At 42.6% G+C, this 16,396-nt stretch carries 23 protein-coding genes; 9 read left to right on the top strand and 14 right to left on the bottom strand.

The genetic code is table 11. The annotated features are described in order from the left end of the window. Positions 1–196 precede the first annotated feature (196 nt). From sspO to NYE68_RS10730, 4 genes are all read left to right on the top strand, one after another. Positions 197–343, top strand: a complete 147-nt coding sequence (gene sspO, locus NYE68_RS10745; protein ID WP_003153982.1) for an acid-soluble spore protein SspO — start codon at positions 197–199, stop codon at positions 341–343. 29 nt (positions 344–372) lie between these two features. Continuing rightward, positions 373–519: a small acid-soluble spore protein P gene (locus NYE68_RS10740; protein WP_003153984.1), complete on the top strand. Its 147-nt coding sequence runs from the start codon at positions 373–375 to the stop codon at positions 517–519. A 93-nt stretch (positions 520–612) separates the two neighbouring features. Further along, the gene (locus NYE68_RS10735) at positions 613–984 is read left to right on the top strand and encodes an Hsp20/alpha crystallin family protein (protein WP_007410324.1); all 372 of its coding nucleotides are present in this window, start codon (positions 613–615) and stop codon (positions 982–984) included. A gap of 234 nt (positions 985–1,218) precedes the next feature. After that, positions 1,219–1,647 carry a DUF2621 domain-containing protein gene (locus tag NYE68_RS10730; RefSeq protein WP_015417549.1) on the top strand — a complete coding sequence of 143 codons (429 nt, stop codon included), beginning with the start codon at positions 1,219–1,221 and terminating at the stop codon, positions 1,645–1,647. 27 nt (positions 1,648–1,674) lie between these two features. Here NYE68_RS10730 and NYE68_RS10725 read toward each other — a convergent pair whose 3' ends face one another. The 3 genes from NYE68_RS10725 to NYE68_RS10715 form a co-directional block, all read right to left on the bottom strand. Then, the gene (locus tag NYE68_RS10725; RefSeq protein ID WP_007611735.1) at positions 1,675–2,166 is read right to left on the bottom strand and encodes a CcdC protein domain-containing protein; all 492 of its coding nucleotides are present in this window, start codon (positions 2,164–2,166) and stop codon (positions 1,675–1,677) included. A 79-nt stretch (positions 2,167–2,245) separates the two neighbouring features. After that, positions 2,246–2,608, bottom strand: a complete 363-nt coding sequence (locus tag NYE68_RS10720) for a response regulator (protein WP_007410327.1) — start codon at positions 2,606–2,608, stop codon at positions 2,246–2,248. 84 nt (positions 2,609–2,692) lie between these two features. After that, the gene (locus NYE68_RS10715; RefSeq protein WP_088056486.1) at positions 2,693–3,400 is read right to left on the bottom strand and encodes a cytochrome c biogenesis protein CcdA; all 708 of its coding nucleotides are present in this window, start codon (positions 3,398–3,400) and stop codon (positions 2,693–2,695) included. Positions 3,401–3,601: 201 nt separating this feature from the next. Here NYE68_RS10715 and NYE68_RS10710 point away from each other — a divergent pair, with 201 nt between their 5' ends. Beyond that, on the top strand, positions 3,602–3,775 hold the full coding sequence (locus NYE68_RS10710) for an aspartyl-phosphate phosphatase Spo0E family protein (RefSeq protein ID WP_012117647.1): 174 nt from the start codon (positions 3,602–3,604) through the stop codon (positions 3,773–3,775). 73 nt (positions 3,776–3,848) lie between these two features. Here NYE68_RS10710 and NYE68_RS10705 read toward each other — a convergent pair whose 3' ends face one another. From NYE68_RS10705 to yneA, 6 genes are all read right to left on the bottom strand, one after another. After that, entirely contained in the window at positions 3,849–4,067 is a 219-nt protein-coding gene (locus NYE68_RS10705; RefSeq protein WP_003153994.1) for a YneF family protein, read from the bottom strand. Between the two features lie 85 nt (positions 4,068–4,152). Next, positions 4,153–4,599 (bottom strand): sporulation inhibitor of replication protein SirA, encoded by a 447-nt coding sequence (sirA, locus tag NYE68_RS10700; RefSeq protein ID WP_003153995.1) that lies wholly within the window; start codon positions 4,597–4,599, stop codon positions 4,153–4,155. A 151-nt stretch (positions 4,600–4,750) separates the two neighbouring features. Beyond that, a complete protein-coding gene (gene tkt, locus NYE68_RS10695; RefSeq protein WP_007611727.1) occupies positions 4,751–6,754 on the bottom strand; it encodes a transketolase in 2,004 nt (667 codons plus the stop codon). 166 nt (positions 6,755–6,920) lie between these two features. Then, positions 6,921–7,154: a DUF896 domain-containing protein gene (locus tag NYE68_RS10690; RefSeq protein WP_003153997.1), complete on the bottom strand. Its 234-nt coding sequence runs from the start codon at positions 7,152–7,154 to the stop codon at positions 6,921–6,923. Positions 7,155–7,222: 68 nt separating this feature from the next. After that, the gene (locus NYE68_RS10685; protein WP_015417547.1) at positions 7,223–7,873 is read right to left on the bottom strand and encodes a recombinase family protein; all 651 of its coding nucleotides are present in this window, start codon (positions 7,871–7,873) and stop codon (positions 7,223–7,225) included. 15 nt (positions 7,874–7,888) lie between these two features. Further along, positions 7,889–8,200 (bottom strand): cell division suppressor protein YneA, encoded by a 312-nt coding sequence (gene yneA / locus NYE68_RS10680; protein WP_003154001.1) that lies wholly within the window; start codon positions 8,198–8,200, stop codon positions 7,889–7,891. Positions 8,201–8,356: 156 nt separating this feature from the next. Here yneA and lexA point away from each other — a divergent pair, with 156 nt between their 5' ends. Then, complete coding sequence (gene lexA / locus NYE68_RS10675; RefSeq protein ID WP_003154004.1) at positions 8,357–8,977, top strand: transcriptional repressor LexA; 621 nt, start codon at positions 8,357–8,359, stop codon at positions 8,975–8,977. Positions 8,978–9,316: 339 nt separating this feature from the next. Here lexA and NYE68_RS10670 read toward each other — a convergent pair whose 3' ends face one another. Then, positions 9,317–9,745 (bottom strand): hypothetical protein, encoded by a 429-nt coding sequence (locus NYE68_RS10670; RefSeq protein WP_015417546.1) that lies wholly within the window; start codon positions 9,743–9,745, stop codon positions 9,317–9,319. Positions 9,746–9,898: 153 nt separating this feature from the next. Here NYE68_RS10670 and NYE68_RS10665 point away from each other — a divergent pair, with 153 nt between their 5' ends. Next, positions 9,899–10,348, top strand: coding sequence for a YndM family protein (locus NYE68_RS10665; protein WP_003154009.1), 450 nt, complete (start codon positions 9,899–9,901; stop codon positions 10,346–10,348). A gap of 27 nt (positions 10,349–10,375) precedes the next feature. On the opposite strand, the gene NYE68_RS10660 is transcribed toward NYE68_RS10665, so the two are convergent. The 4 genes from NYE68_RS10660 to NYE68_RS10645 form a co-directional block, all read right to left on the bottom strand. Continuing rightward, the gene (locus NYE68_RS10660) at positions 10,376–11,206 is read right to left on the bottom strand and encodes a prohibitin family protein (RefSeq protein ID WP_007410333.1); all 831 of its coding nucleotides are present in this window, start codon (positions 11,204–11,206) and stop codon (positions 10,376–10,378) included. After that, on the bottom strand, positions 11,193–11,342 hold the full coding sequence (locus NYE68_RS10655; protein WP_007410334.1) for a hypothetical protein: 150 nt from the start codon (positions 11,340–11,342) through the stop codon (positions 11,193–11,195). The genes NYE68_RS10660 and NYE68_RS10655 overlap by 14 nt, the downstream gene beginning before the upstream one ends. Before the next feature lie 108 nt (positions 11,343–11,450). Beyond that, the gene (locus NYE68_RS10650; RefSeq protein WP_324635820.1) at positions 11,451–12,272 is read right to left on the bottom strand and encodes a poly-gamma-glutamate hydrolase family protein; all 822 of its coding nucleotides are present in this window, start codon (positions 12,270–12,272) and stop codon (positions 11,451–11,453) included. A gap of 405 nt (positions 12,273–12,677) precedes the next feature. Next, on the bottom strand, positions 12,678–13,112 hold the full coding sequence (locus tag NYE68_RS10645) for a dUTP diphosphatase (RefSeq protein WP_003154017.1): 435 nt from the start codon (positions 13,110–13,112) through the stop codon (positions 12,678–12,680). A gap of 379 nt (positions 13,113–13,491) precedes the next feature. Between NYE68_RS10645 and NYE68_RS10640 the strand changes: the two genes are divergently transcribed. Together NYE68_RS10640 and NYE68_RS10635 are read left to right on the top strand one after the other, a co-directional pair. Beyond that, positions 13,492–15,909, top strand: coding sequence for a peptidase G2 autoproteolytic cleavage domain-containing protein (locus tag NYE68_RS10640; protein WP_324635821.1), 2,418 nt, complete (start codon positions 13,492–13,494; stop codon positions 15,907–15,909). 168 nt (positions 15,910–16,077) lie between these two features. Next, entirely contained in the window at positions 16,078–16,230 is a 153-nt protein-coding gene (locus tag NYE68_RS10635; protein WP_324637009.1) for a hypothetical protein, read from the top strand. Positions 16,231–16,396 lie beyond the last annotated feature (166 nt).

Here is a 16,396-nt window from a genome sequence, read left to right as displayed (position 1 = left end):
TTTAGATGAATGTTCACATTCCATCACAATTTTCTCACAATTTCATCTTAGTATAAAATCATACATAAGTAAATATCAATGTTTTTATTAAATACAATAAGATCGTCTTATCAGCATGATTTTCGGTAAATTTTGTCCGATTTTCCGCCTCATACAACGGGCTGTAAAGAGCCATATTAATGTTGAGGTGATGATCATGGTAAAACGGAAAGCCAATCATGTCATTAACGGCATGAATGATGCGAAAAGCCAAGGCAAAGGCGCGGGTTATATAGAAAATGACCAGCTCGTCCTGACGGAAGAAGAACGGCAGAACAATAAAAAAAGAAAAACAAACCAATAGCCGGAACACCTTAAAAAGGAGGCTTTAACATGACAAATAAAAATACGAGTAAAGATATGCATAAAAATGCTCCGAAGGGCCATAACCCCGGCCAGCCGGAACCGCTGAGCGGAAGCAAAAAAGTGAAAAACCGCAACCATACAAGACAAAAACATAATACAAGCCACGATATGTAAAACAGACCCCGTGTCTGTTTTTTTGTGCCATTCACCCATTCAAAGCTTCTGCATACGTTATAGCAAGGCTTTTTAATATGGAGGGATGCTTCCATGAATCACTCAAAAAACGCTGAAGAATTTGATGATACGGAAGAATGGCTGCGGCAGTTTTACGAGGACCCGTATGCTTGGTATGACGAGACGCTGCCGATCGATCTATATGAAACAAGCCGTCAATATATCATTGAAGCCGACCTGACGGCGCTGAAGCAGGTGCAAGCGATAACCGTCACTCTTTCGGGGAATGAGTTTATGCTCTCTGTTAAAACGCTTGAACGGACGTTAAACAAACAAATGATGCTTCCTTTTTATCTGAATGACAAACATATTTTCACTGATTTCACCAACCATATTCTGACCGTCTCCATGAACAAGGAGCCAAATGAGACTCCTGCCTCTTTTTCCTTTCAATTTCCTCTATAACATAAAAAAGCCGCTTTCATCCCTCAATGGAAGCGGCTTTTTTTGTCCGGTCATATCAGTCATATACCCTCAAAGTGAATCTCCCATGGCCAAATAGCAGAATCACTATACGATAGAATATGTTCTAGCAACTGAAATGACTGGACATCTATCATTTTTTCTATTCTTTTTTTCATGTGTTCTTCTATTCTGTCTTCGTTTACAATATGGTTAAAGTAAGGAGGAGATAGAACAATGCTGGAAGGCTGGTTTATGTGGTTTATTTTATTTTGGGTCATCGTGATGATCGGATTGCTGTCTATCGGCGGGTTTTTTATGTTTCGAAAATTTTTAAAACGCTTACCGAAAGAAGACGGCCGGTCAGAACTGGATTGGCAGGACTATTATATTGAAAAAAGCAGGCACTTATGGAATGAGGGTGACAAGGTGTTTTTGGATGAACTGGTCGCCCCCGTACCGGAGCTCTTTCGGGATGTAGCCAAAGCGAAAATCGCCGGAAAAATCGGTGAACTTTCCTTAGCGGAGGAAGCTGAACAAATAAACCGTGATTTAATCATCAGGGGTTACATACTGGCCACTCCTAAGCGTGATCATCAATTTTTAAAAAAGCATCTCCGTGAAAAACAGATTGATCTTACTCCTTATCAAGCCCTGCTCAAATAAAAAACCTTTCCGGCGGACGGAAAGGTTTTAATTCATCTGAATATCAGCGGTCTTCAGTTCATTCGAAAGTTTGCGGTAAGACAAAAACATCGCGATGCGCCACGGGACAATCATTCCGAAAGCCAGAATCCAAAACATTCCGCTTAAAGCTCCGTAATCAATCGTCGTGCTCAAAATGGATTTCATAGCGATTCTGATAACCAAGAGACCAATCAGGATAAACACAAACGCTTTTGACCGTTTTAAATAGATTTCATTATTTTTAATCTCAAATTTAGATGTTTTAATCAGAAAAATAGAGAAGATCACGCCCAGCGTAATGGCCTCCAAAAATTCTTCGCCCGTCACTCTGAAAATCGGAAAAAGGAACATAAGCGCTCCCGTACTCATGAAAATCGGCGGGAGAATTATTTTTTTAGGTGAAGCGGGCTTGTCGGAGGATTTAATCCTGACGATCATCACGGAAATTGCCATGGCCGCTGCAATAACGGATGAAATTATAATCATCATCTTTATCATTCCTTTGCTTGCACGGAGTTTGATACTATATACTATACTCCAAAAACATAAAAAAAACCAATTTGAAAAGAGAACACGTTTACGTTCCCGTTACCCGGCCAACGGCCTCCAGCACTTTAGATGCTTCAAACGGTTTAACGATAAAGTCTTTAGCGCCTAATTCAATCGCTTCCAGAACGATCCGCTGCTGCCGCATGGCGGTGCACATGATGATCCGGGCTTTCGGGTCAAAAGCTAAAATATCCTGCAGGGCCTGTATACCGTTTTTGACCGGCATGGTAATATCCATTGTCACCAGGTCGGGACGGATTTTTTGATATACTGCCAGAGCTTCCTCACCGTCAGCCGCTTCCCCGGCCACTGTGTAATTCGCCGATTCCAGAATCTCTCTGATTTTCACCCTCATGAACTTGGCGTCATCTACAACTAAAACTCGTGTCATATTCCCCTCCACATATTTAACATTAACTAGTCTTATTGTACCAAAAACAAAAGGGTATATAATAGTTCAAAAGTTATTAATCCGTTACAGACCGGTAAATCCTCCGAAAAGATTTGACAGAACGATCAGAATGTAGCTCATCCAGTTAAAAAACAGCATAACTCCGATCAGAATCATAAGAATGCCGCCGATTTTCATGATAAGCAGCTGATGCTTGCGAATCCAATTCATTCTGGTAATAAAAAATGAAAGAACAAGAAAAGGAATCGCAAACCCGAGAACATATAAAAACATATACGGCACTGCTGAAGAAGGATTTGTATTGGCCAGCGAAAACACGGCTCCTAAAATAGGCCCGCTGCACGGCGACCAGCCGGCTGCAAATGCAAGACCGATCAGAACCGAACCGATAAACCCCTCCGGACGGCGCTTAAAGTGAATGCGCCGCTCTTTCATCATGAATTTCGGCTGAAACACACCGGCAGTAATCAGCCCGAAAAGGATCAGCATGATAGCGCCAAACTGGCGGATCGCTTCATGATATTGGGTAAAAAAACTGCCGATAAACGAAGTTCCATATCCCAATGCGATAAAAATCACGGAGAAACCAAGCAAAAAACAAAGTGTATGCACGAGGCCGCGCTTTTGCAGCATCACCTTTTCTGTTTTCACCTCGTCCATACTGACACCAGTTATGTAAGATAAAAAGGCGGGGTACAACGGCAGACAGCATGGAGAAATGAAAGACAAAAATCCGGCCCCAAACGTCAAAAAGTAATTAAAACTCACGATGACACACTCCCTTCGAGTTATGACAAAATCATTTCATTTTTTTAACACTTTCCCGAGAAGGATTACTTTTTATAGAAAAAGCTTATATAATTTAATTTGACATCGAGATATTATACTCCTTCTTATTTGAAAAACAGTATAAATGTGGATATAATAATAGCGACTCAGGTGAAAGATTTATGTATGAAAGGATATATCCCTGTGATTAGAGAGCATCTATTAAATGAAATTGAAAAAAAACGGGCAGAGCTGCTTAAAATCGTCATGACAAACGGAATGACATCAAACATTACGATAGAACTCAGCCAGGAGCTTGACCACCTTCTCATACAATATCAAAAAGAACTGCACACCGGCAGTTGGGGTGAAACATGACGCCAAAATAAAAAACCCTCTCCGGGTTTTTTATTTTTATAACCATGTATCTCTATATCATAATCTGTACGTATTATTTCGCTTGATTATTCATGGCTTTCATCATTTGATTAATTTTCTTTTGAGAAGGTTTCATTCCCATTTGCATCATCATCATGCGTAGCATTTGTTCATTAATAGGCGGATTCTTTTTCAAATAGCTCATCATATATTTACGAGCAATAAAAAACCCGAGTGCAACACCTATGAGCAATGCGACAACGCCCACTAGGATGCCAACCCATAAAGTCATTTTATTTCCTCCTTCATGTTGTCTAGTTTAAAGTGTACTAAACCAAAGGCTATTATACAACATTTACATCTCTTTTTCCTCGTTTTTAGACAAAATTTCTTTCTCTGACCGGATTTAACCACCCGTAGCGCCGTGTCTTGAAATCCATTGCAAGAAAACAGGGGCTGATTTTACGCAGAATCTCAAAGAAAATCGTTTCCGCCTCATAATCTCCCGAAGCCGCAATCTCAATTAAACTGTCTTTCATCATGAAGGTGGCGCGGCCCTTTTCTCCGGGCAGTGTAAGCCGGTAAATGGAATCCAAACGGCTGTAACTCATTCGGTTTAAATGCAGCTGGAGACGCTGATGCATATGTATCACCGGAATCGGTTCCGTTATATATTGAACTTGCTTTTCTGTCATTTGATATTCCTGGGGTGTCAGGTCTGTCCAATGATAGTCTCGAAACAACTCAAACATAGCCGTTTCCCGCCCGAAGTAGTGGTTCGCAAACTCATCCTTTATCAGGTGCGTATAGTAATGACGTTCCATTTCCTCATCCCCTTTTACAGCGCTTCGTTATTGCTTTCTATTATACAAAAGGAGAAAAGAAAGAATTGTCTATTACTGTTACGCCGCCCCTTCTATTTTTGTCGCATAAACAGGAAAAAGAGGATGATTTGACTCATCCTCTTTTGTCTCGTTATTTGTTTAAAAGTTTTTTCACGCGGTCAACCACGTTTTCTGCAGTAAACCCGTATTCTTTCATAATTGTTTCTCCCGGAGCTGAAGCACCGAAACGGTCAATTGCGAGAACGTCTCCTTCAAGACCGGTAAATTTGCCCCATCCGAAGCTTGAACCCATTTCGATCGCAAGACGTTTCGTCACATTCGGAGGAAGCACGCTGTTTTTGTACTCGGCCGATTGTTTTTCAAAGCGGTCCCAGCTCGGCATGCTGACTACAGATACGTGAATGTTTTCTTCAGCCAGTTTCGCTTGAGCTTCGATCGCAAGTCCGACTTCAGAACCTGTCGCTAAAAGAAGAGCGGCCGGTGATTCCGTTTGGGCTTTTGAAACGATATAAGCCCCTTTTTCCACGCCCGCATACGCTTCTTCAGCCTGCTGATCAATCGTCGGCAGGTTTTGGCGTGTCAATACAAGAGCTGTCGGATGATCTTGGCTTTGAACGGCAACCTTCCATGCAGCTGCGGTTTCATTTCCGTCAGCAGGTCTGATCACAGAAAGGTTAGGAAGTGCGCGTAAAGAAGCAAGCTGCTCAATCGGTTCGTGAGTCGGCCCGTCCTCTCCTACGGCAATACTGTCATGCGTGAATACATAAGTGACGGGAAGACCCATCAATGACGCCAGACGAATGGCAGGTCTTAAATAATCAGAGAACACAAAGAATGTGCCGCCGAATACGCGGAGGCCGCCGTGAAGCGCCATTCCGTTTAATGCAGCGCCCATCGCAAATTCACGGACACCGAACCAGAAGTTTTTCCCGGCGTAGTCTTTGGCCGTGAAGTCTCCTCCATTTTTGATTGTCGTTTTATTTGAACCCGCAAGGTCAGCAGATCCCCCGACAAAGAAAGGAATTTTCTTGGCGATCCCGTTCAGCACCTCACCTGAAGATGCGCGGGAAGCAAGGCTGCTGCCTTTTTCATAAACGGGAACTTCCTGATCCCAGTCTTTAGGAAGCTCGCCTTTCATGCCGAGTGACAGCTGTTCAGCAAGCTCAGGATATTTTTCTTTATAAGCCGCGAACAGTTCATTCCATTCCTGTTCTTTTTTCGAGCCGGCTTCTTTTACAGCTTGATTGAAATGCCCGTATACTTCTTCCGGAACATAAAAATCTTCTTCAAACGTCCAAGCATACGCTTCTTTTGTCAGCTTGCTCTCTTCTAGTCCTAACGGAGCGCCGTGAACGCCGGATGTGCCCGCACGGTTTGGAGAGCCGAAACCGATCGTGGTTTTCACTTCAATCAAAGTCGGTTTTTTATCATTCTGGCGCGCTTTTTCAATTGCAGCCGTCAATTCAGCGATGTTGTTTCCGTCCTCAACATAAAGAACTTCCCAGTTCATTGCTTCAAAACGCTGCTTTACATTTTCAGAGAAAGAACGGTCTAAATCGCCGTCTAAGGAAATGTCATTAGAATCGTATAATACGATCAGGCGGCCTAATTCAAGATGGCCTGCAAGAGAAGCGGCTTCGGAAGAAATGCCTTCCATTAAATCACCGTCTCCGCAAATACTGTATGTATAATGATCAACTACGTTGAAAGAATCACGGTTATATGTCTCAGCCAGATGGCGTTCTGCAATTGCCATTCCCACTGCCATTGCAATACCCTGTCCAAGCGGCCCGGTCGTTGCGTCTACTCCGGCTGTGTGCCCGAACTCCGGATGTCCCGGTGTTTTGCTTCCCCATTGACGGAACTGTTTCAAGTCTTCAATGCTGAGGTCATATCCGCTTAAATGCAGCATGCTGTATAAAAGCATTGAACCGTGGCCTGCTGATAAAACAAAGCGGTCGCGGTTAAACCAGCCCGGATTCTGCGGGTTTACATTCATAAATTTCGTCCACAGCGTATATGCCATCGGAGCGGCTCCCATCGGCATGCCCGGATGTCCGGAATTCGCTTTTTCAATTGCGTCTATAGATAGTGTACGAATGGTGGCAACTGATTTCTTTTCAATTGTATCCATTATAATCCCCTTCCTTATTGTTGTACCTTTTCATCATAAAGCGATGCTGACTTTTTCTCAACTCTTTCAGCTTAAATTTGAGATAAACTTGTTGAAAATTGTCGTAAATCACATCCTGATATTAGTATATACGAAAAAAGAATACGTATTGCCGTATTCTTTCTGTTTAATGAAGATTATTTTTCTGTTGTTCTCTTTTTAATTTTTCAGGGGTGACATCGTTGCCTTCCGGATCAATCACTTTTACGCTCTTTAACGTATTTTTCATTGAGGAGCGGAATCCTTTCAAATACTCCTGGCGAAGCTTTTGCTGTTCAGCTTTTTCCTCATCCGTTATCGTGTTTGATTTAGCTTTTTGAGCCAATTCGTTAATTCTTGCGATTTTTTCTTTAGAAATCATAATAAGCTCCTTTGGTGCGTGTTGATTATATACTACTAAAACGCAGTCTTTTTTACAACTGATGCGCGTCAGCTGCCTTCTGTGTCTGCGGTATATTCCTGAAACCGCCGGTGAACCGTGGCTTTGGACACATCGTAGCCGAATCCCCTTAAGGTCGCTGCGATTTCTGCAAAGGTAAGCTTGTTGGCTCTCAGCCTGATAATTTCCGAAACCGGAACCTCTTTTTTTTCTTTTCCGCTGTTTTCATGTCTGTTTTTCAGATTCCGTTCAGGTTTGTAGCCGTTTTTCACGGCTCTTTTCATTCCCCGCCGGATTTTCATATTGTGAATTTTCCTTTGATATTCCTCAACAATACTGACGATTTCGAGTACCATCGAATCAGCTTCGGAAAGCGCCAGTTCACCTTTATGAGCCGTCGTATATATTTTTACGTTCTCCCTGTAAATGCAATGCAAAAGCGCAATCTTGGCGTTTCCTCTTCCTAATCTCGTTTCGTCCTGCACCAATATCGCGTCAATATGTGATTTTTTAATTTCATCAAGCATTTCAAATACTCCGTCGCGATCCATTTCGTAACCGCTGGCTTTCTCAGAAATGACTTTCACGACTTCCATGCCGTTTGCAGCAGCGATCTCACTGAGCTCCTCTTCCTGTCTTTTTAATGACGTTTGCTGCTGTTCTTTGTTTGTGCTTACGCGGGCATAAATGAGCGCCTTCATTTCTCTCTTTCCTCTCTAATTGACAATGGCCAGCTGATATACGGCCGGATGCTTTTTCTTAACCGGAAGAATAAGTTCGTCTCCGGGCTTTATATCAGCAGTTTGGAGATGATTATTCTCCGTCACCCACTCAATGAAATCTTCTTTATTAATGTGTTTCTTTTCTGCTACATGATCCGCAAGTGACCAGAGTGTATCGCCGTCCTGAACCTTTATTTTAACATATTGGCTGAGGGACTGATCATTTCCCGCACATGAGACAAGTAAAATAGCGGCACTTAAAATCGCAGTAAACAGCCCGACAAATATAATAGATTCTTTCGCCATGTAAACAACCTCCGATAAGAATGTTTGTTCGCTTTTTATACCTTTCAGTATATACGAACAAACGTTTCTGTCAATCGTTTTTTTCGAACCTATGTTTGTACTGTCAGGAAAATCATGCTATAATCTACTTAAAATCGACGTTTTGAGGTGCGAAATATGACGAAGCTATCAAAAAGGCAGCTTGATATCCTGCGTTTTATTAAAGAAGAGGTAAAAACGAAAGGATATCCGCCTTCTGTAAGAGAGATAGGAGAAGCAGTAGGACTGGCTTCCAGTTCAACCGTGCACGGCCATTTGGCGCGGCTGGAGACAAAAGGCCTGATCAGACGGGACCCAACTAAACCGAGGGCGATTGAGGTATTGGATGAAGAAGAAGTCCACATTCCGAAAAGCCAGGTCGTAAACGTTCCGGTCATCGGGAAAGTGACGGCGGGTATTCCGATTACGGCTGTTGAAAATATCGACGAGTATTTTCCGCTTCCTGACCGGATGGTTCCTCCGGGCGAACATGTCTTTATGTTAGAAATCATGGGAGAAAGTATGATCGACGCCGGTATTTTTGACAAAGATTACGTCATTGTCAAACAGCAGAACACGGCCAATAACGGAGAAATCGTCGTAGCTATGACCGAAGATGATGAAGCGACGGTCAAGCGCTTCTATAAAGAAGACAATTATGTGCGGCTGCAGCCGGAAAATCCGACGATGGAGCCGATTATCCTGCAAAACGTAAGCATTTTGGGGAAAGTTATCGGCGTATTCAGAGCCGTACATTAATTCTATTAAACTTCATTTATTGTAAAAAACCCCTTAAAGAGGGGTTTTTTTTGCATAAAAAAAGCAGATTCGCCCTGGCTTAAGAAACGAATCTGCTAAGGAGGAAAAACTTACATCCTTATTATCCGACATCACACTTTTGAAGTCAACTAATAATGTTTCCTTAGAGAAACTTTTCATTCATTTTTTAACTTTGTATATTTGTGCGTGATGAATTTACTTTTATTTATGTTTCCTTTGGGCGGATGCATTAAAATTTATCTATGAATATTTAGTACATAGTGCAATAAGTTATATTTAAATATAAAAAAACCCGCTGCCTTTAGCGAGTATCTATTTTCAATCAAAATGATAATATTCTACACCGTAAAACCCTTTAATATAGACGGGGCCACAGACGTTTGAAGAACTTTCAACCAGAATTCTGTATTTGTGATACGGATCAATTGATTTTTTATCCTGGGCACTGAGGTTTAACCAGCTGCCGCTGTAGTTTTTAGAACTTAATGTATAAAAATTCCCGTTCAGCGCCATCCGCTGGAGTTTCATGCTTAAACCGCACGAAGAGTTGTTCATTATGGTGAACTTATATCCTAAAAAGTAATCGTCGGCAGCTACAGCCCCCGGATTTTCAATATGAAACTCTTTTGCATTTCCCTCCAAAGTGAAGCTTGTTTTTGAGCCGAATTCAGTGGTAGCCGCTTCAGCTGAGTGTATTCCGCTAAAACATAATAAAAAAACAGCAATACATAACCAGTATTTTTTCATTTGCATCCCCCTTTTTACATATTTTAACTTGTGAATCCTGTGATGTCTATTCACATTTTATTAAAACGTATACTTTATAACCACTATATACCAGTTTAAAAATTTGCGGATTGCTTACAATGAAGACTAAACGAAATAACGAAGGTGGTTCAAATGAAACACGTAATTGCTTTCGCTTCTAAAACGGCGCTCACACTTGCTTTACTGTACATTGTTCTGGATCTTATGTACCAAGTAACCTTTTTAAACGTTCTGTTTATTACAGTGATCTTAAGTTTAATCACTTATTTTGCGGGTGATTGCATGATTCTGCCGAGAACAAGCAATTTCACAGCCGTTGCAGCTGATTTCGGGATTTCATTCATTATATTATGGATATTCCTTATGAACATTGGCGGATTTAATGTCTCGCCTGCCGCGGCATCGGTTATCTCTGCACTTTGCATTTCTGTTTTTGAGGCATTTTTTCACCGGTATTTGCAGCAATATGTACTTCCCGAAGATTATCAGGACACAACAGAGACGGATAGCACGCTATGGAGCTATCAAACCGAGGCGTCTGAAGAATTAGTGCCGGAAAAAGACCCTCAGGAAAAAACATAAAAAGGAGGCAATCGCCTCCTTCTCTTTTTATTTTTGCTTCTGATCGTCCAGCGGCAGCTGCAGCAGTGAGTCTGTGCCTGTCGCTTTCGGCGTTTTTCCGTCCCATTTTTCAATCCATTTATATTTGATCATTTCATCGGACATTGATTTCTTTATGATTTCGTTATAATCAGCGATCCCTTCCGCTTCAATTTTTTTCTTTTTCGCTTCGGCTTCGGCTATTTTAATTTCAGTTTGTGTCCGTTCAAGTTCCTGTGAAGACTTCACCCTTGCATCGATAGCCTCCTGTGTGGCTTTATCCGGCTTCGGTACGCCAAGCGTCAGATCATCAATTAAAAATCCAAGACTCTTCATATCATCAGCAAATCTCTTTTGAACATCGGCAGCGGCTTCTGCAGATTTTTGCCCGTATGTGTCAATAACCGAGTATTTGCTGATTGATTTTCGCGCCGCATCCCACAGCCTTGTTTTTAAATATGTATTTTCAATCGTTTCAACGTCTACCGCTCCGAATTTGTTAAACAGATCGACTACTTTATCAGGCTGCACGACATAGTTGTAAGCGATATCCATTTCTATATTTTTACCGTCTGAGGTTGCCACTTTTATATTTTCATTATTCACTGTCTGCATACGCACCGGATATTCCGTTACTTTATTAAATAACCCGACTAAGTGCCAGCCTTGGTCCAATGTGTCGGATTTTACCCCGCCATTCGGTGAGTATACAACCCCGACATAACCGTTCGGTATTTTTTCAATGAATAGTGACGCTGTAACGCCCGCAATTAAAAGGGCTGCACCTATAATCACACCGCCGATAATTTTTTTTGTGTTTCCGCGCTTATTTTCGCTCATGCTGATCTTCTTCCTCCCATGACTTTTTGAATTTTTTGGCTCCGCTTCCCACTTGTTTAAAGATTGGACTAAGCATCAGCCATAAACCGAATCCGATGATGACAAGAAGAATGATAGACCCGATCATCACTTTCATTTGCCCACCTCTTTTCTTTCATCCTGTCAATTATGTATACGATCTTAAGAACTTAAAGTTTCATAAATTTCAAAAGAAAAAGCCCCGCCGGCAAAATAGGCGAGCTTATTAATAATTGTCACTGATAAAATCAGAAACCGTTTTTGTGAATTGATAAAAGGTCCCATTTTGTGTGGATGCTCTGCTTTTCAGCGTAAAAGTGTCAAATAGTGATTTTCTGAAGCCGGTGCTCATTTCGATTTGAATACTCAATCCGGATGAAGATTGATTGGCAAGGTTGTTCGGACTGACGCCCGCATATTGATCATTTATGCCAAGAAGAACGGCAGGATACCCGTGCCGTTTCAGCACATCGGTCAAAAGTTCGGCCCGTTCTCTGTCCGTACCGCCGATTTTTATCTTTTTATCGTCACTGCCGTAACCGTGCAATGAAATGACATGAGAGTGCTCTTTCACCATTTGCACGGCCTTAGGTTCATCGAAATGCGAACTTGTCAAATGCAGAGCCGCATTACCGGCTGATTTTAACCCTTCAAATAAATATAAACTCCGGTTTTCGGCAATTTCTCTGGCTAACTCACTGGTCCCCGGCTCTATGCCTCCTCCGTGTATAGCTAATATGAGGACAGAAGGGTCATGCTCTCGCGTTGAAATGGAGAAATCGGAAGGATCTTCATTCAGCTTTAATTCCTCGAAACTGCCGTAAATATCTGAAGCGGCATCAGCCCGAAAGAACGGCAGAAGCAAAAACGGTAAAATTAAAACTAAAATTCCTTTTTTGGTTATTGATGGCATTTGTATGTTTATGTTACAATACAAATGCTTCAGTCTTTGAAGCGAACGGCAGAACAGGGTGACTTTGGACGGTTTCTTCTGCTCTGCCTCTTTGCCAGCTGCTTTACGGCCTATTCTTCTAACCCTTTTTGCCATAACATCATCCTTTCTTTTGTTTACACTTTTGTCACAATATTATATACGTTGGACAAAACCTCCGTTCATCTTGAAGAATAAAAACATCAAAACAACTTCTATCCTTTAACCTAAAAAAGTCTTTCTGTTCAAAGAGACGGAAGGCTTAAATGATAAAAATGAAACCCTTCTCCAGTTTTGGAGGAGAGTGAAGACTGCAGGGAAATCATTTTATCAATATGCTGAGCTGGGCTGACGTCCGGCTCAAATATTTGCTCCGGCATAGACGGTTACGGAGCGGCCGGTTATTTCGAAGCCAAATTCGAACGTGACGTATGATTTCTCAATTCAAGAATCCCCGACACAAATTGAATGTAACTGCTGTTTCCATAAAAAAAGACTGCTGTTAAGCAGTCTTTTTTCGTTTTATTTCGTGCCTGTTGATCCCAGTCCGCCGCGGTCATTGTTCCCGAGCTTGTCTACTTCGATCAGCTCCACTTCAGGCATTTTCTTCATGATTCTGAATTGGCAGATCCGCTCCCCCTTGGAAATGTCAGTATCCCGAAGCGCGAATGCAGGAAAAAACCAGAAGTCATTGTCGCCTTTATATGATTCATCAATGACTCCCATTGAATTTGTCTGAATGATACCGAAATGCTTATATGTACTTGAACGCGGAACGACATGGGCCTCATATCCTTCCGGCAGTTCCATCGCAACTCCAAGCGGGATAAGTTTGAATTCACCTTTTTTGATTGTTATATCTTCAGCTGCCCGCAGATCAATCCAATCGCCCTGTTCAATTTTACTGATTCTCGTTTGCGTATCATCTGAATATTTAATTTTGATTTGTAAAGTCATGTTCGCTGCTCCTTTTGCTTCCCTATTTCAGTCGTATTGATGACCAATCCGTGCCCCATTATATCATTTAACTGATAAGAATGTTGATTTTGGTGTATATGCAGCCGAAGAGGAAGCACTGCGAAGCCAATGAGAATAAACCTAAAATGAGGGCCCCTCCTATCAGTTTTTTCCTCCATTTTCACATGACAGCTGCAATTACAATAATGCAAAGCTTTATATCCGTTCTTTCAACAGAGCTTTTTTAAAATTTCACCTTGGTTTCAAAAGGAATTTCGTTCTGAATAAAGAATTTGAAGAATAAGCGCTTAAAGGGCGCGCGACTCTTTTCTGTCCCCTGCCTCGGGCGCTTATATCAAAAGAAAGAGGTGTCTTTAGAATGGTTCAATTTAAAAACTTTCCTGATCCGTCTTTAAACGCCCCATTGCAGTCTCGCCCTGCACAGCCCTCTGAATTGGAGCATCTCAAAGCAAGGATGCAGAATTTTATTAAGCATTCCGCAACGGATGATAATCTTGAGATCGCAGATGCCCGGGTGACGGCGGAAGGAATGGTCACCTCACTTTTAAAAGAACGGCTTGATACAGAATACGAAATGCTTATGAATAAAATCACCCGGGAAGTGAATGTGGAGGACTACGGAGCGGTCCCTGACGGCCGGGACAATACGGAAGCCTTTCGGAGAGCGATCGGGAACGGCCGGGTCAAAGTAAATGTTCCCGCAGGAGAATTTTTGGTTCAAGGGATAAAACTCCCCTCATGGACTACCATTTCCGGTGAGGGACAAGGGATTACCGTGCTTAAGCTTCATGAGGACACTCCCGCATACGAATGGGTCATTACTAACGATGATTACGAAAATGGAAACCGTAATATTTTTGTCCAGAACATGACTTTAGACTGGAATCCTGATCGTCAATGCGGGGTCAGGAACCCCGGAGGACAGTTTTCCAGCTGTTTAACGTTTGCTAATGTGCAATACGGCTGGATTAAGAATGTTGAAACGGTTAACGCGGGTCTCCATGGTATTGATATTACATCTCCGACTTACGATCATTTGCCTGAAACAGAATGGACGAAAGACGGCTGCCGATATATATGGATTGATAACTGTGTGGCATACGGCGCCGGAGACGACGGCATTACCACCCATTACAGCGAGTATATTTTCATTTCCAACTGCCATTCCGGAAACCCCCGCGGCACAGAGCATGCTGAGGGCAGCGCAAACTCGAACGGCATTGAAATTGACGACGGCTCTAAACATGTTTGGCTTTTAAATAACTATACGAGCGGTAATATCCGCGGGATTGAGGTAAAGGCGCACAGCCTGTGGCCGGCTTCTCAAAATGTTCATATTATCGGTCATGTTTCGTATCGTGATGTACGTTCATTTGATATTCGTCATATCGGCCATCATCAGGCCTCAGATCCCGAAAGCACGACGGCTTATGATGTTACTTTAACCGATTGCACCGCGATTGAACCGGTATTCAATGCTCTCTATGACGGTGTGACCCCGAGGGCGCTGGTCATCTCTGCCTATAAAAACGTTAATGTAAACGGATTCACAGCTATTGGTGATCCCTCATACGACTATGGCGGGAATCCAGTCGTAGCTCTTCAATACCGCAGTCAAAATATTACGATCAACGGCATTAAAATACGCGGCTTTACACAAGCCGGTGTTGACATCAATATATCCGGCGGATCAAATAAAACCGATTATGTTAAAATTTTAAATTTTGATATATACAAGTCATCTCCTAAAGGCATCTCAATCGGCGGAGGCCAATATAACGTAAATATTATAAACGGTACGATGATCGGAGACGGCGGTTCCGTCGGAATTACGTCCCCTAACAGTCAGGCCGTCATTCTCGGGGTGCAAGCGGAAGGTTACAGCGCGGCCGCATCTATAAAAGGACAGACTTATGATCAGATCCCCGTCAATTTAAAGGGAGGCGCACAGCTCGCGACCAGCTCCGGTTTTGCATTCAACCCGACAAGCGCCGTTATTGCGGGAACAGGCGATATTACGGCCAGAGGTGACAGAAATGCGATCATCAGCTCTTCCGGAGGTTCAAGTTCTGAAGGTTCAAGGGCATTTATCGCCGCTTCAAACAATGCCCATATTACGGGCAGCAAAGTCTCCAGAACGATTCTGTCATCAGAAAGCATTACATTGGAAGAACCATACACGGTTGCCGGAGGGCATCAGTCCATCAAATGGAAATTGGATTCAGCGGGCGGCCACGGTACGTTCGCCGGAGCTGTCACCTCTTCCCTGTCAGGGTACGGAGAATATTTTGAAAGTGTAACCGGCCAGACAATTCCCGCCGGGACAATCGTCACAGTGAAAGGCGAAAAAATTGAATCGGCTCACGTCGGAGATTACATGCTCGGCGTCATTTCAGAAACAGCCGCTTTTATCTCAGGAGCCGCAAGCTTCGGATGGCAAAGCCGCTTTTTGACAAACGAGTTCGGCGGTTTCATATACGAAAATGTGACTGACGAGGAAACAGGAGAAACGGTACGCGTGCCGAAACAAAACCCAGACTGCAGTCCGGCTCTTGAAGCTGACTATGAAGCACGCGCGGCCAGAGACGAATGGCACATTGTCGGACTCAACGGCCGGCATTACGTACGGGTCGACAGTACGGTCAGCCCGGGAGATTATATCACGGCTCATAACGGAATCGGGACTAAAGCCGCGGAAGGCTGGAAGGTATTGAAACTGACAGCCTTATACAGTTCTGAAAAAGGGTACGGCATTGCAATTGCGGTTATCAAATAGGGTCTCAATATCAGGATCATCTCCTCTCTTTTCTATCGGGCGGGTATGATCCTGTTTTTTATACCGAATGAGATGCCTCTTTTTCAGCATACCGTTTCATTTGTCCAAGCCATCCATGCTTTCTGTCATAGAATACTACCGTCAGATGAAAAAAGGAGGAATATGAGTATGGATATGGGTATGGGAATGGATATGGATATGAACGGACATTATGATCACCACCCAAAACAGCCTAAACAAAAAAAGAAGAAACAAGATAAAAAGCATCTTGATTATGATTACATCGTTGTTTATAAAAGAAAATGTAAAAAATGCTGCTAACTTGACATATCAACACTTTTTACACCCGGTAAACTCCGGGTGTTTTTCTTATTATGGCGTTTCTCCGGGCTATTTTCACCCAAAATCCGGTCATCCTATCACAATACATAAAAAGACTCTATTATTTTCTTCCCTTTTCGCCTAATGAAAAGTATTTCATTTACAG

Source organism: Bacillus sp. FSL R5-0447, assembly GCF_038606125.1.
Classification (GTDB): domain Bacteria; phylum Bacillota; class Bacilli; order Bacillales; family Bacillaceae; genus Bacillus; species Bacillus velezensis.
Note: the sequence above shows the minus strand (reverse complement) of the source record. Positions and strands in the feature narration are given on the sequence as shown.